The organism is Pseudomonas sp. S2_E02, from assembly GCF_054668355.1.
The window spans coordinates 2,283,170-2,302,632 of record NZ_CP162761.1 but is presented as its reverse complement, the minus strand read 5'-3'; the positions used below and the strand labels follow the sequence as shown (position 1 = coordinate 2,302,632).

At 53.5% G+C, this 19,463-nt stretch carries 21 protein-coding genes and 1 pseudogene; 14 read left to right on the top strand and 8 right to left on the bottom strand.

The window, feature by feature from the left end:
• The first annotated feature begins 315 nt into the window (after positions 1-315).
• From AB4O01_RS10220 to lepB, 6 genes are all read left to right on the top strand, one after another.
• Positions 316-1,518, top strand: coding sequence for an ABC-three component system protein (locus AB4O01_RS10220; RefSeq protein ID WP_460091598.1), 1,203 nt, complete (start codon positions 316-318; stop codon positions 1,516-1,518).
• Positions 1,515-1,988: a hypothetical protein gene (locus tag AB4O01_RS10215; RefSeq protein ID WP_460091596.1), complete on the top strand. Its 474-nt coding sequence runs from the start codon at positions 1,515-1,517 to the stop codon at positions 1,986-1,988. Before AB4O01_RS10220 ends, AB4O01_RS10215 begins: the two co-directional genes overlap by 4 nt.
• A gap of 4 nt (positions 1,989-1,992) precedes the next feature.
• The gene (locus AB4O01_RS10210; protein WP_460091594.1) at positions 1,993-3,924 is read left to right on the top strand and encodes an AAA family ATPase; all 1,932 of its coding nucleotides are present in this window, start codon (positions 1,993-1,995) and stop codon (positions 3,922-3,924) included.
• 469 nt (positions 3,925-4,393) lie between these two features.
• Complete coding sequence (locus AB4O01_RS10205; RefSeq protein WP_095050540.1) at positions 4,394-4,756, top strand: DUF6124 family protein; 363 nt, start codon at positions 4,394-4,396, stop codon at positions 4,754-4,756.
• A 227-nt stretch (positions 4,757-4,983) separates the two neighbouring features.
• A complete protein-coding gene (locus AB4O01_RS10200; RefSeq protein ID WP_460091592.1) occupies positions 4,984-5,310 on the top strand; it encodes a hypothetical protein in 327 nt (108 codons plus the stop codon).
• A gap of 81 nt (positions 5,311-5,391) precedes the next feature.
• A complete protein-coding gene (gene lepB, locus AB4O01_RS10195; RefSeq protein ID WP_460091591.1) occupies positions 5,392-6,189 on the top strand; it encodes a signal peptidase I in 798 nt (265 codons plus the stop codon).
• Positions 6,190-6,233: 44 nt separating this feature from the next.
• Here the strand turns inward: lepB and AB4O01_RS10190 are convergent, their stop codons facing one another.
• From AB4O01_RS10190 to AB4O01_RS10180, 3 genes are all read right to left on the bottom strand, one after another.
• Positions 6,234-7,649 (bottom strand): amino acid permease, encoded by a 1,416-nt coding sequence (locus AB4O01_RS10190; RefSeq protein ID WP_460091590.1) that lies wholly within the window; start codon positions 7,647-7,649, stop codon positions 6,234-6,236.
• A 127-nt stretch (positions 7,650-7,776) separates the two neighbouring features.
• Positions 7,777-8,829, bottom strand: coding sequence for an ornithine cyclodeaminase (locus AB4O01_RS10185; protein WP_460091589.1), 1,053 nt, complete (start codon positions 8,827-8,829; stop codon positions 7,777-7,779).
• 50 nt (positions 8,830-8,879) lie between these two features.
• A complete protein-coding gene (locus AB4O01_RS10180) occupies positions 8,880-9,914 on the bottom strand; it encodes a histone deacetylase family protein (RefSeq protein ID WP_320337508.1) in 1,035 nt (344 codons plus the stop codon).
• Positions 9,915-10,033: 119 nt separating this feature from the next.
• Between AB4O01_RS10180 and AB4O01_RS10175 the strand changes: the two genes are divergently transcribed.
• Complete coding sequence (locus tag AB4O01_RS10175; RefSeq protein ID WP_093433799.1) at positions 10,034-10,534, top strand: Lrp/AsnC family transcriptional regulator; 501 nt, start codon at positions 10,034-10,036, stop codon at positions 10,532-10,534.
• Between the two features lie 77 nt (positions 10,535-10,611).
• Here the strand turns inward: AB4O01_RS10175 and AB4O01_RS10170 are convergent, their stop codons facing one another.
• A complete protein-coding gene (locus AB4O01_RS10170) occupies positions 10,612-10,980 on the bottom strand; it encodes a DUF7079 family protein (protein ID WP_460091586.1) in 369 nt (122 codons plus the stop codon).
• Positions 10,981-11,158: 178 nt separating this feature from the next.
• Between AB4O01_RS10170 and AB4O01_RS10165 the strand changes: the two genes are divergently transcribed.
• Positions 11,159-11,371 (top strand): hypothetical protein, encoded by a 213-nt coding sequence (locus tag AB4O01_RS10165; RefSeq protein WP_016984584.1) that lies wholly within the window; start codon positions 11,159-11,161, stop codon positions 11,369-11,371.
• 3 nt (positions 11,372-11,374) lie between these two features.
• On the opposite strand, the gene AB4O01_RS10160 is transcribed toward AB4O01_RS10165, so the two are convergent.
• The 3 genes from AB4O01_RS10160 to AB4O01_RS10150 form a co-directional block, all read right to left on the bottom strand.
• Positions 11,375-12,166: a transporter substrate-binding domain-containing protein gene (locus tag AB4O01_RS10160; protein ID WP_460091585.1), complete on the bottom strand. Its 792-nt coding sequence runs from the start codon at positions 12,164-12,166 to the stop codon at positions 11,375-11,377.
• Positions 12,167-12,276: 110 nt separating this feature from the next.
• Positions 12,277-13,548, bottom strand: a complete 1,272-nt coding sequence (locus AB4O01_RS10155; RefSeq protein ID WP_093433803.1) for a V-type ATP synthase subunit I — start codon at positions 13,546-13,548, stop codon at positions 12,277-12,279.
• Between the two features lie 123 nt (positions 13,549-13,671).
• Positions 13,672-14,142, bottom strand: coding sequence for a hypothetical protein (locus AB4O01_RS10150; protein ID WP_320337512.1), 471 nt, complete (start codon positions 14,140-14,142; stop codon positions 13,672-13,674).
• A 165-nt stretch (positions 14,143-14,307) separates the two neighbouring features.
• On the opposite strand from AB4O01_RS10150, the gene AB4O01_RS10145 reads away from it, so the two are divergent.
• The 4 genes from AB4O01_RS10145 to AB4O01_RS10130 all read left to right on the top strand — a co-directional run bounded on the left by AB4O01_RS10145 (position 14,308) and on the right by AB4O01_RS10130 (position 16,859).
• Complete coding sequence (locus tag AB4O01_RS10145) at positions 14,308-14,973, top strand: ribonuclease T2 (protein ID WP_320337513.1); 666 nt, start codon at positions 14,308-14,310, stop codon at positions 14,971-14,973.
• A gap of 135 nt (positions 14,974-15,108) precedes the next feature.
• On the top strand, positions 15,109-15,606 hold the full coding sequence (locus AB4O01_RS10140; protein ID WP_150811783.1) for a PAAR domain-containing protein: 498 nt from the start codon (positions 15,109-15,111) through the stop codon (positions 15,604-15,606).
• A 3-nt stretch (positions 15,607-15,609) separates the two neighbouring features.
• Positions 15,610-16,338: an alpha/beta fold hydrolase gene (locus AB4O01_RS10135; RefSeq protein ID WP_186624064.1), complete on the top strand. Its 729-nt coding sequence runs from the start codon at positions 15,610-15,612 to the stop codon at positions 16,336-16,338.
• A 149-nt stretch (positions 16,339-16,487) separates the two neighbouring features.
• Positions 16,488-16,859: a hypothetical protein gene (locus AB4O01_RS10130; protein WP_460091582.1), complete on the top strand. Its 372-nt coding sequence runs from the start codon at positions 16,488-16,490 to the stop codon at positions 16,857-16,859.
• A 16-nt stretch (positions 16,860-16,875) separates the two neighbouring features.
• Here the strand turns inward: AB4O01_RS10130 and AB4O01_RS10125 are convergent.
• Positions 16,876-17,719: pseudogene (locus tag AB4O01_RS10125) on the bottom strand (LysR substrate-binding domain-containing protein).
• Between the two features lie 109 nt (positions 17,720-17,828).
• Between AB4O01_RS10125 and AB4O01_RS10120 the strand changes: the two are divergent.
• On the top strand, positions 17,829-18,533 hold the full coding sequence (locus AB4O01_RS10120; RefSeq protein WP_460091580.1) for a haloacid dehalogenase type II: 705 nt from the start codon (positions 17,829-17,831) through the stop codon (positions 18,531-18,533).
• A 12-nt stretch (positions 18,534-18,545) separates the two neighbouring features.
• Positions 18,546-19,319 carry an aldolase gene (locus tag AB4O01_RS10115; protein WP_186624076.1) on the top strand — a complete coding sequence of 258 codons (774 nt, stop codon included), beginning with the start codon at positions 18,546-18,548 and terminating at the stop codon, positions 19,317-19,319.
• Positions 19,320-19,463 lie beyond the last annotated feature (144 nt).

Below are 19,463 nucleotides of genomic sequence, written 5' to 3'. Positions count from 1 at the left end.
GATTCTGGATTGGGTGGGGCTGGGGGGGGAGGAGTTTATCAGGATTGGGATAGAGGGGGGCGACTCAGGCTTAATGCTGGTGAGTGAGATTCTCCAAAGAGAGCGATGAGCAACGCATGCGGTCAGGTCAGAATCAGCAAACAGTGTACCTGTGAGCTTTAGGCCGTCTTTCTTTGGTATTGAATTCGCCAACAGCGCTATCAGCAAGTCGCGTCTGAGCGCGCCACGAGTGAAAGGTGTGAAAATGCTGCGATTATGGCATATTGATGGCATAAGAATATGCTTCATATCTAGAGCTCATGAGGTCATTTAAGGATGAGAGATCCACAAATCAAAAAGGTCGGAGTTGTATTTATCCATGGATTCACCGGTGGTACAAAAACCTGGATAAATAAAAGAGGTGAGAGGTTTTGTGATCTGCTGGCCTCAGAAAGTAGTATCGGCAAGGAATTTGAGTTTTTTGAGTTTGATTATTTTACGCAAGTGCTAGACGTTTTTAAGTCGGCGCCTGTTCAAGCATTGAAAAAATTACTGAATAAGATTCCACTAGTGAATCTAAGTACAAAAGTCCAAAAAAATAAGCCGATAAGATATTTGAGTCACCTGTTGAATGGCTTTATTCGGACGGAGTTGGATGAGTTCGATGAGGTAGTGCTTGTTGCTCATAGCATGGGAGGGTTGATCGCGAAAGATCATATTTTAAATTATGTTGCTGGAGAAGGACCGCGACCTATCGGATATGTCTCTATTGCTGTGCCGCATAAAGGCTCATTAGGCTCAGTGTTGCTCTCTCCAACAGCGAATATAAATGCAGCGGAGATGCAGCCACTTTCAGAATATTCTGATGGGCTAAATACCGAGTGGTACGAAAGGAAGGAAGAACTTCCAAAATGTGTTTATTTGGTCGCGTCGCATGATGAGTGTGTTACTGAGGTTAGCTCAATCCCTTATAAGGTTAGAACCTCAGATGCGTTTACGCTTAATCATGATCACACTTCTATTTGCAAACCGGATGATAAAAAAGATCACTCCTTCAAAAGGCTAAAAAAGTTTTTGGAAGAAATATCGCATGAGCGATATATGACTGATGTGGCAGCTCTGAAATATTCGGGGGGTGACGAGGATTTTAACAAGGAGATTTTTGTTATTAAACTTATTCTTTCTGAAGTTGGAGAGATGGGCATTGCTGATGCCAAGGCTTCATTTTTTCATGCGGAAATTATCTCCAAAGCTGCGAAGCGCGATGATAAGCAGCATCTTGCTGATCTGCAAGAAAAAGTTCTTAGTATTTATCGGCAAACATATAATGGTAATAGCAAGAAGACGGCGGATGAAATTTTCTCTGCTGTCCATAAGGAATTGCGAGATCAAGACGCAAGTCTTTTAATTTGTGCAGTGCGCTATATTAATTTTTTACATAAAGGTGGGTTGCTGCATCAAGTGGCAAACCGGCTCGATAGAACTGTAATTTGGGATAAAGATATAACAGTAGAAGATATCAAGAAGATGATGCCATGAAAAGCGTTAGCTCGATGCTTGATTTTCGCGGTGAAGTGTATGTTTCTATGTTTCGGCGCTGGCTGATAGTTGATCAGTTGGGCCGAAATAGAAATGGAGATTTTGTTCTTGATATTCAAAAAGCTGCGCTTTTTGATTTCTTGCTAAAGAATCCAAAGGATATGCACGCTTTTCTAGTTTCATTTAAGCGCTTGAATGAAAATAGTCCCTATGCGGATATATTGTATGATAATGACGCTGAGTATGGAGCTTTTTCCGATGTTAAAGAATTTCTGGAGAGCATGCTTACGCTCGAAGTCGAGGGGTACGTCGAGTTAAACATTTTGGGCTCGGAATGCTACGTCGCATCTGGTGATAAGAAATTTTTTTTCGAGTCAAATCTGATTGAAAGTTGGAAGTTCAATCTGTCATTGCTCAAGCCACTAGTGGGAAAGTCACTAAATATCCTTCAAAAAAATAGTCTGAGGTAAAGATATGGAAATCAGTCCGTACCTGATAGTGCGTAAGTTGGTGGTGAAGGGAATTACCTCAAAATATGAGGCGAAATTTGAGGAAGGATTGAATGTTATTTGGGGGGATATGGATTGCGGTAAGTCCAGTATTCTTAATTTAATTGATTATTGCTTGGGTGGAAAAAATGAGAGTCTTATGTATGAAGAACTGTCAGCTAGAGGGCGGTCAGCACAATTAGAAGTTGATCTGAATGGTACTATTTGCACGTTTGAAAGATCTATTTCTGATGAGCAAGGCGCAATAAAGGTTTTTATGTCGGAGATCGGCGCGGGTAATGATGAATTTCCGATGCTGATGTCCGGGTCTCCCAGTAAAAATATGCCCGATGGGTGGGTGTCTGACTTCATTTTGGATTCGCTGGGGATCGCGAAAGTCAGTATTAAGGAGTCGAAAGTTAGGGATGATTCAGGGTCTGATCGTTTAAGTTTTCGTGATTTGATGAAGCTTTTGTATTTGAAGCAGACGAAGGTTGGTGCGGATAGTTTGTTGAATTATGGTAACGCTGCGCTTTTCAATAAAAATATTGAAGTGCAGAAGTTTGTCTATAATATTCATGATGATAAAATTTCTGCTCTGAATCAAGATTTGGCGGCTGAAACAAGTGATCTAAATAAACTAAAAAGCAATCAAGTTGCCGTATCTAAATTTCTAGTTGATGTAAAGATTTCGTTGCAGGATGTCCCGTTCGAGCAAGAGTTGGAATCCGCAGAAGCGGATCTAGAAAAGCTAAATGAAAGTTCAGTCGCATTGAAAAGCGATTATAAATTTGCTACCGACCTTGCGTTATCTATGGCAGGCGAAATCTCTTCGTTAAAAGCGCAATTATCTGAAACGAATAGGATGATCGATGAGAATCTTCGCAAATATAAATCGTTCTCAAGTTTAAAGTCGACTTATATTAACGATCTTGAGTGTTTGAAGATTTCTAAGTTGACACGCGACAGTGTGCCCGCTGCTCTCCTAAAAGATCATAGGTTGTCGTGCCCGCTTTGCCGTAGCGATGTTCCTTTGACCTCCGAGTATCTGGAGGATGAAGTGCTTGAATCTGAAATTAAATCAATAAAAAATCGAGTCTCTGGACTTCAGGGGATGCTGGATGGAGTTTGGGAGCAGAATCGTTTGCTCGAAAGCGATGAAGAAAAAATCACCGAGGTTTTAAAAGGGGTTTCTGTTAAGTTTGATAGTCTCAATATTGATAATATATCCGCATTGCTTAAATCAATCGAGGCGGTGGAAAAGCAAAAGGTGGAATTGCGTGTAAAGCTTTCACAGCTTAAGCGAGATGTTGCGATTAATAACAAATATGATGACTTGGAAAAAAGAACTGAAAGCAAAGAAGTAGTGATTTCACGTTTGAAGCACAGTATAAAGGTGGCGACGGATGCTTTGGTTGGCTTGGATGAAATAATTCAGCAACTTTCTGGTGTGTTTAGGCTGTATGTTCGAAAAAGTGGGCTTCAAAATGTCAGGGATGTATATCTCGACAAAAGGTTTGTTCCCCACTTTAGGGATATGTCTTACTATGCAACTTCTTCGGGTGGTGTTAGAACAATAACTTCGATATTAAGCTTTGCTGCGAGGCTGAAGTATTTGCTTGAGAATACAGGCAATCTACCGACGTTTTTAATGGTTGACACTCCCGGTCAAAATATCGGAAGGAATGTTCGTGATGATGAGGAGTCTGAAGTTTCCGATCCGGTTGTATATGACAAAATATTTAAGCGCTTCAGTTCTATATGCAAATATGCAGCAAGGATTGATCGAAAGTGTCAAATAATAGTCGTCGATAATGACTTGCCAAAATTTTTGATCGAGGGAAAGAATTTTCACTTGGTTAAGCGGTTTAGTAAGCATGGTGAGAAATTTGAGAAAGGATTGATCAATGACTATTAAGTGTGGCTGAGATAGCCGTTGGCCGTTAATTTTATACCAAAAGTTTGCGCATATAATTGCTCGCAGTTGTATTGCCCTATTTGGCGCAGCGTCTGAACGTTCCTCAATATAAACGTTAAAATTCTGGCGTGTTTAAACGTGGTGAACTGTCACTACTGAATCCCTACAACACCTTGCGCCACCCCCTACACCTAAGACAGAATCCGCCGGCTTGTGCGTCTAGCTAGCGGGTTCTATCGTTCCTGGGTCACTGAAAACCAGTGATCGGGTTTGGTAGACCCGCAGCACTGATGCATCGCGTCACTTCATGCAGTCGCATTTTTGCGCCTGGATTATGGTGGCCATGCTCAGGGCTTCTTCGGAAGCGCCGGTTCCAGTGCTCCGGTCTACCAACCTGTGTATGGTCACCACCCTTCGTTTGGTAGCGAGAGTGGATGGCTCCCATTTTGTAAGTGCTGGAGTTCCATCTATGTTCAAAGTAACGCCCAACCCACCAGAAACCGATCCCGCATCCCCCTACGAATCCCTCAACTCCAAAAAACTCCACGAAGCCGCCGAGCGCGCGCTCGATCACTACCTCCTTCCCGCCGGGCACATCATGGCCAGCGTCAACGAGCCCGAGCGCATGTACCTCGCCAATCCAAAGTACGACTCGGAATCCTTACTGGCCAATGCCAGTGAAACGCTGAGTTCGGCCTCGGAAATGCTCAACAACTTCGCCGCAGCACTCGACCCCTCGCACCGCAAAACCGCGCTGGGCATTGCGCAGGTGGTGATGCTGGGGGAGTTGGCGGTGAATCAGGCGTTGGATAACGTTGAGGTGAAGGCGTAAATCAGCTCCCTTTGTGGCGAACGGCTCAGCCGTTGCCACGGAGGGGCTGTTGGCGCTGAGCAAGGCAGCCGAGAGGAGGGTGAGTAAATGGACACGGTGATGGCCATTTAGTAGTATTCCGCGCCTTTACTCAGGAGTCGCCGCACCATGGAAGCTACATCGTCCCAAGCTTGGTACAACACACGTCCCGCCGTTGTCTTCATGGCCGTTTTTATTGCTTTGTCGTGTTGATTCAGGCTGGCCTGTGGGTGGCTCATGACGGGTTTCAACAAGCGCGGGAAGGGGATATTTCGTTCTTGATGTTGTTGAACGTCTGCGTGGTGGCATTGTTGATGTTTGTCGGCGGCTTGCTGTTGCTGGCGAGAAAGAAGATCAGTTCTCTGTGCTTTGTTCTGGCGTTGATCCTGGGAATTGCCTTCTCTCTGTCGCAAATGAACAGCGGTTCGGTTGTGCATCTGCTCACTCTGCCGATGTTCAAAGAATATGCACTGGTGTTTGGTATCTGGGTGTACAGCCTGCAATTGCGTACGACCGGTTATTTTTCTGCTAAATAACCCCCTCTGCATTGCCCGTAGCGCCCTATTGGCTCAATAGGCCGGGCGCTTGATAGTCAGCTATTTACGTGAAGAGAATTTATGTCTGCTCCTGATAAGCCGAAGCTGCCGCTGCAAGCATTCGTGATGTCGTGCCTGGTGGCCGGCTGGGGTCTGGTGTACGCCGGTCAGGTGAAGTGGGCGGTGCGTGTTGCCGCTTTGCTTTATCTGGGTGTGATTTTACTCGGTGTCTGCGGGGTGCCTGCCACGCCAGTGGGCCTGTATGTCTTCGCTACGTTTATCGTTCTGGTGAAACTCGGCTCGGCCACGGCAGCTGCGATATCGGTGCGTAGAAACGACCATCCGGTGAACAGCCCCAGCACCCGTTTCCATGTGCTTTACGTGGTGGTGCTGGTCATTCTCACGCTGATTCTTTTGGGGCCATTGAGAGGCCCGACGCTGGGCTTCAAGACTTACTTCATCCCCTCTGGCTCGATGGTTCCGACCCTTTCGATCGGTGACTATATCGTCACCAAAATGCGCATCGACGCGCCGCAGGTGGGCGACATTGTGACTTATCGCTACAACGGCACGGAGGCGGTCAAACGTGTGGCGGCAGTGGGTGGCGATACCTTGTCGATTGTTGATGGTAAGGTCATTCGCAACGGCGAAAACATGGGGCTGTTCTTTGCACCGCCAGAGCGCGTGAAGAATCCTCGTTATCTGCAAACGCCGCCGACGGTGGTCGAGAAAGATCATGTTTATCTGCTCGGTGATAACCGCGACAGCAGTAACGACAGCCGCTTCATGGGCCAGGTCGCACTCGAAGACATTACCGGTAAAGTCACCGGAATCTGGTACTCATCCGATCGATCGAGGATTGGCACAGCCTTTCAGTGAAAACAAAAGCCGTCACCTTAAGGTGACGGCTTTCGTTTGCAGCTCTAGCCAAACTGACTAGCCGACTCAACCGCAGATTTCGGCTTCCTCAACCGCGTCAACTGATAAGCAATCCCCAACCAGACAAACCACCCCGGCATCACCATCAGCGCAATCCGCGTGTCAGGCCGCAACGCCAGCAACCCCAGCACAAACCCCAAAAACGCCAACGAAAACCAAGCCATCGGCACGCCGCCGGGCATCTTGTAAGCCGACTTCGCATGTAGATCCCGGCGTTTTTTCCGGTAGGCGATGTAAGACGCAAGGATGGTCGACCAGGTGAAGATCACCAGAATCGCCGACACGGTGGAGACGATGGTGAATGCGGTCATGACTTCCGGCACGATGAACAGCACCAGCACGCCGACCAGCATCAATAGCGTGGTAAACGCCAGACTCAGCAGCGGCACGCTGTTGCTCGACAGTCGGCGGAATAGGCCGGGCGCGTTGTCTTGATTGGCCAGCCCGAACAGCATGCGGCTTGATGAGAACACGCCGCTGTTGGCCGATGAGGCCGCCGAGGTCAGGACTACAAAGTTGACGATACCGGCCGCTGCGGGAAATCCGGCGACGAGGAACAGTTCGACGAAGGGGCTTTTGACCGGGGAGACTTGCTGCCACGAGGTCACGGCGATAATGCAGGTCAGTGCCAGCACGTAGAACAGGATGATCCGCAGCGGAATCGAGTTGATCGCTTTGGGCAGGGTCTTCTCCGGCGAGCGGGTTTCGGCGGCGGCGGTGCCAATCAGTTCGGTGCCGGCGAAGGAGAAGATCGCCATTTGAAATCCGGCGAAGAAGCCGAACAAGCCGTTGGGGAACGCCGCTTGTTTGTCCACCAGGTGACTCAGGGACGCGGTGACGCCACTGGGCGAGACGAAGGAGCTGGCGATCAGCACGGTGCTGACGCCGATCAGGGTCACGACGGCAATGATCTTGATGATCGCGAACCAGAATTCCACTTCACCAAACAACCTGACGGTCAGTACGTTGAGGGCGAACAGGGTTGCCAGCATGCCGACGGCGGGTATCCACGCCGGTACGTCGGGGAACCAGTATTGGAAGAATCCGCCGACCACGACGGCATCGCCGATCACCGCCACGCTCCAGCTCAGCCAGTATGACCAGCCGAGAAAGAACGCTGCGCGTGGGCCGAGGTAGGCACCGGCGAAGTCGGCAAAAGTTTTGAAGTTGAGGTTGGACAGGAGCATTTCGCCCATGGCGCGCATGACGAAAAACACGAACAGACCGATGATCATGTAGATGAGGATGATCGACGTCCCGGAGAGGGCGATGATCTTCCCGGAACCCATGAACAGGCCGGTACCGATGGCACCGCCCATGGCCATTAACTGGATGTGACGATTGCTGAGCGTGCGCTGCAGCGCGGGCTGTTCGAGCAGCCCGGAAGGGGTCGATTTCATTGCAAAACCTCTTGATTTTATGTTTTTGAGTTTTGGCAGAAAGTGGGTGTTGAGCGTTCTTGTTAGAGGTGCAGCGGCTAAGCACAAGGTGAATCGCCCCCTGTGGCTTGGGGGCGGCGGTTAGCGATCAACTGACGGTACGCAGACGCGAGGCTTTGGCCGGTTGCGGATCCAGCAGTTGGAAGAGGTTTTTGATGTTGGCCGGCGTCGGCACCAGGTGGATGCGCTGGCCGATTTGCTGTGCCTGAGCCAGGTCATTCAGGTAGCGCAGAGAGGAAAAGTCTTCCAGAGCAAAACCTACCGAATCGAACACCGTCACCTGCGCAGCGTTTTCGCGTCCGGCCACTTCGCCCTGCACAATGCGGAAAAACTCGATCACCGGGGAATCGGCGTCCAGTTGCTGAATGTCGCCTTCAATGCGAGTTTGCGGTTCGAATTCGACGATGACCCGGGCGTTGCGCAGGATGTCGGCGTGCAGTTCGGTTTTACCCGGGCAGTCACCGCCGACCGCATTGATGTGCATGCCGGGCTCGATCATTTCGGGCGTCAGAATGGTTGCGTAGGCTTTATCGGCGGTGACCGTGGTGACGATATCCGCACCTTTTACCGCGTCCTTCACCGAGGTGGCCAGAATCACTTCGATGTCCGGGAATGCCGCGAGGTTGTGCTTCAACTTGAGGGAGGCGTCGCGATCGATATCGAAGATGCGGATTTCGTTGATACCCAACATTTCATGAAAGGCCAGCGCCTGAAATTCACTTTGCGCGCCGTTGCCGATCAGGGCCATCGAAGTCGCACCCGGGCGCGCCAGCGACTTCGCGATCAGTGCCGAGGTGGCTGCGGTGCGCACGGCGGTGGTTAAGGTCAGTTCGCTGAGCAGGGTGGGATAGCCACTCTGCACATCCGCCAGAAGCCCGAAGGCCATGACCGTCAGCAAGTTCTGCTGGCCGTTGTTCGGGTGGCCGTTGACGTATTTGAACGAGTACTGCTGGCCGTCGTCGGTCGGCATCAATTCGATCACGCCGTCTGCCGAGTGATTGGCCGTGCGCGGTGATTTATCAAACTGCGCCCAGCGTGCGTAGTCCGCTTCGATGTAGCCGGCCATTTCGCGGATGGCGCGGCGGATGCCGACTTGGGTGAACAGGCGTGCAGCATCATCGACATCTATAAAAAGCGTCATGTTTTTATTCTCCGATCCAGTCATTGAAAGGTTGTAGAGCGGCGGGCGGCTCAGCTGCGTTTGCTCTCGAAGCCGTGCAGCACGTTGACGGCATTGATGCCGATTTCATCGACCATGTAGCCGCCCTCCATGACGAACAGGGTCGGGCAGCCGACGCTGGCGATCAGTTCACCGATGCCAATGAAGTCCTCGCTTTCCAGCAGAAAGTGGCTGATGGGGTCGTCCTTGAACGTGTCGACACCCAGGGAAATCACCAGCACTTCAGGCGCGAACTGCTGAAGCTTTTTGCAGGCGTGGAGCAGGGCGTTGCGGTAACTCTCCCACGTGGTGTTTTTCGGCAGGGGATAGTTGAGGTTGTAACCCTCGCCGACACCCGCGCCGACTTCGTGGCTGTACCCCGAGAAGTACGGATAGGACACCGCCGGTTCGCCATGCAACGAGACGAACATGACGTCGCTGCGCTGGTAAAAAATGTTCTGCGTGCCGTTGCCGTGATGGAAGTCGACGTCCAGCACTGCGACGCGTTTGGCGCCTTGGGTGATGGCTTGTTGCGCGGCAATGGCGGCGTTGTTGAGGTAGCAATAACCGCCCATGTATTCGCGCGCGGCGTGATGGCCGGGCGGACGGCACAGGGCGAAGGCACTGTCGTGGCCTTCATCGATCAGGGCCAGGCCGGTGAGGGCAATATCGGCGCTGGTTTTTACCGCTTGCCAAGTCGTCGCGGTGATCGGCGAACCGGCATCCATGGCATAGAAACCCAGCTTGCCATCGATGAAGGTCGGCACCTCTTCGCCGGCCAGATCGCGCACCGGCCATACCAGCGGCAAGGCATCGTGAGTGCGACCGGTTGCGCGCCATTCGCTCCAGGCACTTTCGAGAAAACTGACGTAGCGCTCGCTGTGCGCGTTGACGTAGCACGAGCGATCAAACGCGCGCGGTTCGACGATCTGCCCGAGGCCGACCTGTTTGACGCGGTTATGCACGGTGTCGGCGCGACTCGGTTGCTCGAAAGAAGGTTTGAGCACGCCGTCTTTCAATTCGGTGCCGTGGTGCAAACGGTGGGAATCACTGAAAACTGTAAACATTCTGCGCATCCGTTATTGTTAGCCAGTGCAAATATTCTGTTCCGGCTTGGCTGCGCTTTCTTTGCTTTGTTTTCGTGGTTTGGTCGATTATTCGGGCGTTTTTACTCAGGAATGGCGGCATGCAGAAAAAAATATCCAAACGCATCAGCCTCGACGAGACCGACCTGGCGATTCTTGAGTTATTGCAGGAAGACGCCAGCATTTCCAACGCTGAACTCAGTGAGCGGCTGTCGCTGAGCCTTACGCCGTGCTGGCGGCGGCGCAAGCGCATGGAGGAGGCCGGGGTCATCAAGGGCTATCAGGCCAACCTTGATCGGCGAATGCTCGGGCTGGATATCATGGCGTTCGTGCACATTCGTTTTTCCACCCACGCCGACCACGCGCCGGACGCCTTCGAGGCGGTGATTGCGCAATTGCCGCAGGTGGTGGCCTGTCACAAAATTACTGGCGATGCCGATTATGTGTTGCAGGTGTTGGCCGAGGATCTTGATAGCTACAGCGACTTCATTGAGCAGGTGCTCAGGCGTCAGGTGGGGATTGCCTCAATTCAGTCCAGCCTGGCGTTGCGCGAGGTCAAGACTGGTAGCCGGATTGCGATACCCAAACCGGGAAAGGACTGAACGGACAGAGGGGCAATCATCTTTTCAGTTTCAACGCGTTGTATGTCGTTGATGTGCCATTGCCACGCAGGGCTGTATTAATTCCAGCCTTTGCAGTGAGCGGTAATCTCTGCCCAGACTTCCCGATAGCTGAATCGCAACCACGCGGTGTGCAGGTTATGCAGTTGCCGCCGAATCCAGCTGTTCGTGTTTGCGAGCAGCATTTGCTCGATGTCCCTGTTCAACGCATCGGGTTCGAAACCTGTCCAGATCGGCGGGAGTACACATTCCAGGTTCCAGGCGCAGACGACGGCAACTTCGGCATACAGAATGTCTTTGACCTGTTCCGGATCATAGCCTTCGATTTGCTGGGCGATGTAGGGGTAATCGACGCCGGTGTCGACGAAAACATCGGAGAGGGCTGCGCGGATTTTGTATAGATCGGCGTGGCTCAGTTCTCGTCTCAAGCTTGGGCCTCCTGGCGTTGAATTGCGCTGATCCGATTGCACGTGGCGGTTCTTGTCTGGTGGTTAGTCGATTCTGAACGCGCGCTGTCGCTCAGCAAAGTTTCATCTTGCCGCGTGCAAAGCAGGCCTAGTCTGCTGAGACAAGATCGTCGCTGTTCATCCCGAGGGGAATCGTGCCATGCGCCTTAATGTCGTCAAAGTGCTGTTGATTGCTGCTGCAGTATCGGTGTTGAGTGCCTGTTCCGGCGCGGGTGGTTTGACCACCACCAGTTGCTTCTCCAGCGACTGTCAGTCGCCGGAGGGGCGCAACGCCAATACCTTGAAGTTCGGCGGCAACAGTATCGGCAGCAGTCTCAATCAGTACAGCTCCGGGATGCTGCATGACGATTAAGGATTACTGCGCGGCCGGTACGGCAATCCATTCGCTTAGCGTTTGTTGATACTTGCCGGTGACTTTGCTCAAGTGCAGCCACTGATCGACATACAGTTTCCAGCTGATGTCATCGCGCGGCAGCAAGTAAGCCTTCTCGCCATATTGCATGTACTGATGCGGATTCACCGCGCACAAGCCCGGTTTGAGTTTCTGCTGATACAGCGCTTCCGAAGCGTCGGTGATCATCACGTCGGCCTGGTTGTCGAGCAGTTGCTGGAAGATCGTCACGTTGTCGTGCAGGGCCAGTTGCGCCTTGGGCAGGAAGGCGTGGACGAAGGCTTCGTTGGTGCCACCGGCAGGTTCGACCAGACGCACGTTGGGCTGGTTGATCTGTTCCACCGTCTGGTACTTGCTGACATCGGCGCAGCGCACCAGCGGGATCTTGCCGTCGGTGTCGAGGGTGTTGCTGAAGTAGGCTTTTTTCTGCCGTTCGAGCGTCACCGAGATGCCGCCCATGCCGATGTCGCATTTACCGGCCTGCATGTCCGGCATCAGGGTTTTCCAGGTGGTTTGCACCCATTCGACTTTGACCCCGAGGCTGTCGGCCAGCGAGCGAGCCATGGCGATGTCGATGCCTTCGAAATCGCCGTCGGTGCGTTTGAAGGTGTAGGGCTTGTAGTCGCCAGTGGTGCAGACGCGCAACTGGCCTTGTTGCTGGATGCTGTCGAGGTGCGAAGGGGGTTGCTCGGCATGGGCGCCGGCGGCCAGGGTCAGCAGGCCGCAGAGGATCATCGTGCTTTTTAATGTTGTCATTGCGATCGGGGCTTCTGAGAAGGACGGTGGCCCAGTGTAGTGAAAGGCTTTCCCGGGTGTCATCCCGCGCCCGGACTCAACGTACCGGGCAACGCCTCCAGCGCCAGCTTTCAGTTGGCTGAGTAGGGGATTACAGTTTTGACAGGTTCAGCCAATTGCTCAATGCGGCGTTGCAGTTGGAAGACCTGTGGCGATAGGTGAATCGGCTTGAGAATGGCTGAGCGCAAGTGATCCCAGCCAACGACGTGTTCAGCACGCTGCTGCCAGCTGAGTAGCGGCGCAACCCCTGGACGCAACGGTTTCTGAGTGACCTTGCTGTTACGTGTGGCGATGCAAAAGTGTGTGTAGCGAGGCAATTCATAGAGGTTCAAACGCTGCAGGTCTCTGCTGCACAACAGCAAGATGTCGCCAAAGGTGAACAATGGAAACGCCGTGACTTCGATCTTTTGTTTTTCATTGAGTGTGGTTCGCCACAGTCTGTTATCCAGATCGTCCAGGCTGATGTTTTCGTCAAGTATGAATCGCGCTGGCTGCTGACGAATCGCCAGATTTCCAGCAGCCGCGTAGGTGATGCTTGGCATTGCACCTGGCGATAAAAGAAGAAACCCGCTGAACAGAACCAGTGCTGTTGCGATTCCATAAGCGATACGCGCAAAGACATGACCTTTGCTGATGTAAAAAATGAAAACGGGGAGGAGACTGAAAATGAGTGTGCCGAGGGAAAACACCCCGACAACCACTACCGCTTTCGCGTTATCTTCGCCGACGTAGGTCGAGATAATCAGCAATGTGGGGAGGGACGCACACAGAACGGCAAAGCCGATCATGCTACCGATCAAGAGTCGGAACCCGTTTTTCTTCCAGCCACCCATTCGCCGGGTGTTTTTGTTGAAGATCTTTCGAAAGCGTTTGAGCAGGAAAAGTGCGAAGTAGACCAGCAGGGTCAAGGAAAAAACAAACAGCATCGAACCTGCGGCGCTGAATGTGTTCGGGAACTTGAAAAGCAGAGAAATGAAGGTACCAAAGCCAAAACACATAGGAAGCAGCAAAAAGGCAGCGATTTGTTTGTGCCTTTTTGGCACTTTTTCGAACATCGAAACGGTGATTCCGTAGAACCATGCGCTGGCGGAGAGTACGCCGAGGTAGCCCACCATGATCAGCACGATCAGTAACAGCCAGATAGCAAGGGCTGACTTGGCATCGCTGCCTGCCAGGAAAAGGTCAGTACGACCAATTGTCCGGGTGTAGACGTATAGCCCAAGGATTGCCAACCCCGCGCCGAGAAAGCCCAGAGTGACGGTGATCTGGCTCCAGTAATCAAGAACGCGTTTGAAATTGCGTTTGAAGAACTGCGTAAACGTTGGTGCGGGCGAAGCATCCATGCGATCAAGATTCCATCGGGTTTGATTGGTGGTTCTGTAACGACAAATGGCCAGATTTCTTTAGAAATCCGGCCATTCAATGCAATTGGTCTGTTTTTCTGAGTTGTTCGTGATGGAAAGAATTTAAAGCCCCAATCCTTCCTGCACCGCCAACAACAGATTATTTTCCGTCAGCGCAATGGCATCCAACTGCTGCCCGGTTTCAATCGACTGCATCCACCAATGGCTTTCACCGTGCTCATCCACGGTACGCAGCAGATAGGTGTCCGTGGCTGACGGGATGATCTGCACCCGCCCGGCGCCATCCTCGGTAAACCGCGCAATGGGATCGAATGTCAGGCTTCGATCATTGGCCTCGATCACCAGTTGATCAATTGCGTAGTCATGCGCCTCACAATCCGGTGAAGTTTCGCAAACATGCGTAGGATTTCGCCGAATCTTCAGTCCTACTTCGGTGACGGGCTGCAACCACGCCTCAATGCGGTGGTACAAGTCATACACCTGAGCAGGCCAGCAATCGATTTCCAGTGCCGCATCCGCGTGGGTATGCCGGGTTTGTTTGAGTTTGGCGGCGAGTTCGTCTGCTTTACTCATTTTGGTTCCCTTGGTTTGGTGGCTGCCTGTTAATCGTAGACCTTTCAACGGCGTACGGCTTTGCCTTGCGTCATGCGCTTGCAACACAAGCGTGTCGAAATCAGCGCTGGCCAAGTCGGTCAGGATCAAAAACCATGGACGCAGGCGTCCCAAAGGAGTGGGTACATGAAAAAGCTGTTTACAATTTTGGCGGTGATTGCGCTGACGGCCGGTAGCATCGGTTTGAGTTCGGCGCGCCAGTCACAGTCCAGCAAGGCCCAGGCAGAATCGGTGGCGGGGGTGTTCGATTACTACCTGCTGGCGCTGTCCTGGTCGCCGACCTTTTGTTTGACGCACAAAGATGACTCGCAGTGCACGGGCAAGGGCTACGGCTTCGTGCTTCACGGTTTGTGGCCGCAATACGCCAAGGGTGGCTGGCCGGAGTCCTGTCCACCGCTGACCACGCTGAACGCGGCGCAAACCAGCCAGGGCCTGACGCTGTTCCCGACCAAAAAACTGCTCGACCACGAATGGTCCAAACACGGCACCTGCAGCGGCCTCGGCGCGATGGGCTATCTGGATGAAGCGGACAAAGCGGTGGCGGCGGTGAAAATCCCGCAGGAACTGCAACCGTTCAGCAGCTCCTATTACTTCGAAGCTCAGGAAATTGCTGACCTGTTCCGCAAGGCCAACCCGGGGATCCCGGCAGATGGCATCGCCGTCATTTGCAGCGGCCCGGAACTGTCGGAAGTGCGCGTGTGCATGGGCAAGGATTTGCAGTTCGGCGCCTGTGGCAAGGGCGTGAAAACCCAGTGTCGGGCGGGGGATATTCGGGTGCCGCCGTCGCGCTGATACGAGCAGTTTCCATGAACAGGAAAGGCGCCCGATCGGGCGCCTTTTTTGGTCTGAAGGTTTGAAGTACCCGGCGAACTCCCGCATGCTTGCGCTCCCGAAAGGATGACCACGTTACATTGCAAGGAGCTGTTCATGAGCGGAAAACCCGCCGCCCGCGTCACCGATCCAACCGCCTGCCCATTGCCGGGACATGGCACCAATCCCATTGTCAGTGGCTCCCCGAATGTGAATTTCGACGGCTTGGCGGCTGCGCGGATGACTGACAAATCCGCCTGCGGTAGCCCGATTACCGGCGCTGTTGCGTCGACGGTGTTCATCAACGGTTTGAACGCCGCGACACTGGACAGCACCGGTGGGCACGGCAACGTCGTCATCGGCGGTTCAGGCACGGTCATCATCGGTGACACGGTGACGTCGGCTCCCTTCAGTGGTTTGCTGCCGATGCCGGTGCATTTCACTGACAGGTTGAAACTGGTCAATGACGTGACCGGTGAGCCAATGCCTGATCATCCTTACGTTATTCAGCGCGCTGACGGGCGTCTGGAACATGGAGTGTCTGACGCGAACGGATTTACTCATCAAGTCAGCTCGCATCTGCCGGAAACCATCAAGTTGTTTTTGGAGGAGTAAGGCATGACGGCTGAAACGGTAACGTGCGCGAAGGGCAACAATTACAAGCTGCACAAGGAACATGCGCTGACGGACAAGAAAGATGTCAGTGACAAGCCGGTGCCGGTGGAGAGTACCAAGGCGATTGTGGTTTTCATCGGAGGTGCGGGAGATAAGGAGCGTTATTATTTTTCTGGGCCTTATGAAAACATCCAGGATGCACGCCGTGCATTTGATAGGCGCACTGAGACATTAAAGGGAGAAGGGAAATATAAATCGGAATGGTTGGGTTACAACGAAGTCAGAGGAAAGCAGGACATTCAACGGCACGTGCTAAGCCTTATTCCGTATAAAAGCTGTCCCGTCTATATCGTGGGCCATAGCCTCGGCGGCTGGAATGGCGCGCACCTGTCCAAAATAATGTCGGATTGGGGTTACAGGGTTCAGATGCTGATCACCCTGGATCCTGTGGGTGAAGGGGCTTTGGTTTGGCTGGGCTCAGACATTTATCGCGAACGTCCCACGCCAGTTTCGGTTGATTGGATCAATATCAAGGCAACACCTTCCAAGAGAGATCCATCAGACGGGGTCGCGGACTTCGGGGAAAAATGGATTATCTCCTGCGGACCGTCAATTAACGTAAATGTCGACACGAATCACGCTAACGCACTGGGATTGCTAAACGCCCCAATCGCTGATGGTAAATCTGCAAGTGACTTGCTGTTTGATTCAATCATGAAGGAGTTTTCGTGATGTTTAGGTTTTTCCTTTGTGTAGTTCTGGCTGTCTGTTCGGGATGTGCAAAGGACCATTCACAGCCTCCGGCAAATTTGAGTTATGTGTCTGTAGACAGGTCGAGTCCCCTTCTATATGTCATCAAATATCAATCCGATGTGGATGTTTTGAACCTGTTTGGCCGAGGCGAAAGGCAAGGGATGGTTTCGGGGACATTGAGGTGCGCGTTAGCGGATGACCACGATTTTTCGGTTGGTAAAGCTATTCAGTATTCTGCGGTGGGGCTGGTAGATTCTGATATACGCGAAAACGGCAACTCCAAATTCTCCTTTTCGACCAGTACATTTATCACTGAAACCTCCAGCGACCGAAGTACGGAGAGAGATCTGTCAGCGTCAGAACTGAACCAACTCCTTTCCAACAAACAACAAATCCCCTGCAAAGTCGTCGTCACCGCCTACGGCTACAAACCCTACTACTCAAACACCATGAACATTCCTGTCGCGGACCTCTTACGGGAAATCAACAAACCCCAATGATAGAAGCGGGGGAGTTTCAGGCGAATCCCCCCGCATCCACCCCCAACTCCCCACGCAAAAACTCCACCAGACCGCGCTGCAACCCACTCAAAACCCCATCACGACTGACCAGCGCCAATTCCGTCGGAGCCAGCTCCGGCAAATCCGTACACACCTGATGCTCAGGCAATACCGCCGACACGGGCAGCACCGACACCCCCAGCCCCGAAGCCACCGCCGCTTGAATCCCGGTCAGGCTGTGACTGCCGAACGCCACCCGCCACGGGCGCTGAGCAACATCGAGCAAACGAATGGCGCGCTGCCGATACAGGCAGCCTTGCGGAAACAACGCCAACGGACGAATCAAACTCCGCGCCTTTGACCCACACCAACCGCTCCGGCCAGGTCGCCCACGCCGGGCCGCTGTCGGGTTCGCGTTTGATCAGGGCGATGTCGATGTCGCCGGCATCGAGGCGCTGGCGCAGATCGAGGCTCATGCCGCTGAGGGTTTCCAGCCGTGCTTGCGGATGGCTGCGGGTGAAGCCGGCGAGGATCAGCGCCATGCGCCGGGCGTCGAAGTCTTCCGGCATGCCGATACGCAGGATTTCCAGGTCGAGGTCGCTGGCCAAGGCTTCAGTGGCTTCGGCGGACAGCGCCAGCAAACGGCGGGCATAGTGGATCAGCAGTTCGCCGTGCTCGGTGACGGCGACATTCAGCCCGGTACGGTCGCGCAGCAACAGGGCGTGACCGACCAGCTCTTCGAGTTTGCGCACCTGCTGACTGACGGTCGATTGGGTGCGGTGCACGCGCTCGGCGGCGCGGGTGAAGCTGCCTTCGTCGACCACGCAGACAAAGGTTTTCAGCAATTCCAGGTCCAGCATGGCGGCGCTCTCGATAGTGGTTATTCAACTGACGATTGGCTATTTATTTAATTTCACACTATCACCGAGCGCTCATAAGCTGAAGTCCTCACTACGGAGGATTCGACCAATGACACTCATCCACACACCGCGCCCGCAGTGGCTGACCTTCGATTGCTACGGCACTTTGATCCAATGGGACGAAGGCCTCAAAGCTGTAGTCGGCGAAATTCTCAGCGAGAAGGGCGAGCATCAGGTCGATGTCGCTCATCTGATTGACGTCTATGACCGTCATGAACACCGCCTCGAACAAACCTCGCCGCACCGTTCGTTCCGTGAACTCAGCACCCTTGGCCTGCAAATGGCCCTGGAAGAATCGGGCCTGCCGAGCCTGCCCGAAGACAGCCAGCGTCTGGCCGCCGCGATCCCGAAAATGCCGCCGTTTGCCGAGGTGATCGAGACCCTGCGTGAATTGAAAACCATGGGTTTCAAACTGTGCATCGTCTCCAACACCGACGACGACATCATTGCCGGCAACGTCGCGCAACTCGGCGGCTACATCGACCGGGTGATCACCGCGCAACAGGCCGGTGCCTACAAACCGGCGCCACGGCTGTTCGACTACGCTCATGAACAGTTGGGCGTCAGTCGCGCAGAGGTGGTGCACATCTGCGCCAGCCCCATGCTCGACCACACGGCGGCGCGGGACATGGGTTTTCGTTGTGTATGGATCGATCGCGGCACCGGTCGCCAATTGCTGCCGGACTATCGCCCCGACGCCATCCTCAACCGCCTCGATCAAGTGTTGCCGCTGTTCAAATCCCTCGGTTGGTAACGGAGAATCGTCATGGCTCACACCCTGACTGCCAGTGCGCGGGCCTCACGCCCGACAGCGCTGAACCTCGACACAGAAGCGATCATCACCGCGCGCAGCGAGCTGGCGGCATGCTTTCAACTGGCCGCGCTGCATGGGTTGGAGGAGGGCATCTGCAACCACTTTTCGGCGATGGTGCCGGGGCATGACGATCTGTTTCTGGTCAATCCCTACGGCTATGCCTTCGCCGAAGTGACCGCGCAGAATCTGCTGGTCTGCGACTTCGAGGGCAACGTGGTGGAGGGCGAAGGCCAGCCGGAAGCCACGGCGTTTTACATTCACGCGCGTCTGCATAAACAACTGCCGCGAGTGAAAGTCGCGTTCCACACCCACATGCCTCACGCCACGGCGTTGTGCTTGCTACAAGGGCCGCCACTGTTGTGGCTGGGGCAGACCGCGCTGAAGTTCTATGGGCGCACGGCGGTAGACGAGGATTACAACGGTCTGGCGCTGGACGCGTCAGAAGGCGACCGCATCGCCAGTGTCATGGGCGATGCTGACATTCTGTTCCTGAAAAACCACGGTGTGATCGTTGCCGCGCCGACCATCGCCGAAGCCTGGGACGACCTCTATTACCTGGAGCGCGCCGCGCAGGTGCAGCTGCTGGCGATGGCCACGCAACGGGAGCTGAAACCGGTGCCCCACGCCATTGCGCAGCGGGCTTATGAGCAGATGCGTGAGGGCGATGCGCAAAGTGCTCGGGCGCATCTGCACAGTGCGATGCGGCGTCTGGCCCTTCTCAACTGACTAACCCTAAAGAGGCATCGAAAATAAATCTGCGAACAGCGATCATCCAAATTCGCTGCGCGCCGATATACCTGGGCGGGAGCGGGGCGTTTGCCCCGTAGATTCCGGTGGGCTACGCTCACAAACATAAGGGTTTCCCTGCTG

What these genes read in the sequence shown, in the direction of transcription:
- AB4O01_RS10220 (WP_460091598.1), top strand. Translation starts at nt 316, where the DNA reads ATGAGAGATCCACAAATCAAAAAGGTCGGAGTTGTATTTATCCATGGA.
- AB4O01_RS10215 (WP_460091596.1), top strand. Translation starts at nt 1,515, where the DNA reads ATGAAAAGCGTTAGCTCGATGCTTGATTTTCGCGGTGAAGTGTATGTT.
- AB4O01_RS10210 (WP_460091594.1), top strand. Translation starts at nt 1,993, where the DNA reads ATGGAAATCAGTCCGTACCTGATAGTGCGTAAGTTGGTGGTGAAGGGA.
- AB4O01_RS10205 (WP_095050540.1), top strand. Translation starts at nt 4,394, where the DNA reads ATGTTCAAAGTAACGCCCAACCCACCAGAAACCGATCCCGCATCCCCC.
- lepB (WP_460091591.1), top strand. Translation starts at nt 5,392, where the DNA reads ATGTCTGCTCCTGATAAGCCGAAGCTGCCGCTGCAAGCATTCGTGATG.
- AB4O01_RS10190 (WP_460091590.1), bottom strand. Translation starts at nt 7,649, where the DNA reads ATGAAATCGACCCCTTCCGGGCTGCTCGAACAGCCCGCGCTGCAGCGC.
- AB4O01_RS10185 (WP_460091589.1), bottom strand. Translation starts at nt 8,829, where the DNA reads ATGACGCTTTTTATAGATGTCGATGATGCTGCACGCCTGTTCACCCAA.
- AB4O01_RS10180 (WP_320337508.1), bottom strand. Translation starts at nt 9,914, where the DNA reads ATGTTTACAGTTTTCAGTGATTCCCACCGTTTGCACCACGGCACCGAA.
- AB4O01_RS10175 (WP_093433799.1), top strand. Translation starts at nt 10,034, where the DNA reads ATGCAGAAAAAAATATCCAAACGCATCAGCCTCGACGAGACCGACCTG.
- AB4O01_RS10165 (WP_016984584.1), top strand. Translation starts at nt 11,159, where the DNA reads ATGCGCCTTAATGTCGTCAAAGTGCTGTTGATTGCTGCTGCAGTATCG.
- AB4O01_RS10160 (WP_460091585.1), bottom strand. Translation starts at nt 12,166, where the DNA reads ATGACAACATTAAAAAGCACGATGATCCTCTGCGGCCTGCTGACCCTG.
- AB4O01_RS10155 (WP_093433803.1), bottom strand. Translation starts at nt 13,548, where the DNA reads ATGGATGCTTCGCCCGCACCAACGTTTACGCAGTTCTTCAAACGCAAT.
- AB4O01_RS10150 (WP_320337512.1), bottom strand. Translation starts at nt 14,142, where the DNA reads ATGAGTAAAGCAGACGAACTCGCCGCCAAACTCAAACAAACCCGGCAT.
- AB4O01_RS10145 (WP_320337513.1), top strand. Translation starts at nt 14,308, where the DNA reads ATGAAAAAGCTGTTTACAATTTTGGCGGTGATTGCGCTGACGGCCGGT.
- AB4O01_RS10140 (WP_150811783.1), top strand. Translation starts at nt 15,109, where the DNA reads ATGAGCGGAAAACCCGCCGCCCGCGTCACCGATCCAACCGCCTGCCCA.
- AB4O01_RS10135 (WP_186624064.1), top strand. Translation starts at nt 15,610, where the DNA reads ATGACGGCTGAAACGGTAACGTGCGCGAAGGGCAACAATTACAAGCTG.
- AB4O01_RS10120 (WP_460091580.1), top strand. Translation starts at nt 17,829, where the DNA reads ATGACACTCATCCACACACCGCGCCCGCAGTGGCTGACCTTCGATTGC.
- AB4O01_RS10115 (WP_186624076.1), top strand. Translation starts at nt 18,546, where the DNA reads ATGGCTCACACCCTGACTGCCAGTGCGCGGGCCTCACGCCCGACAGCG.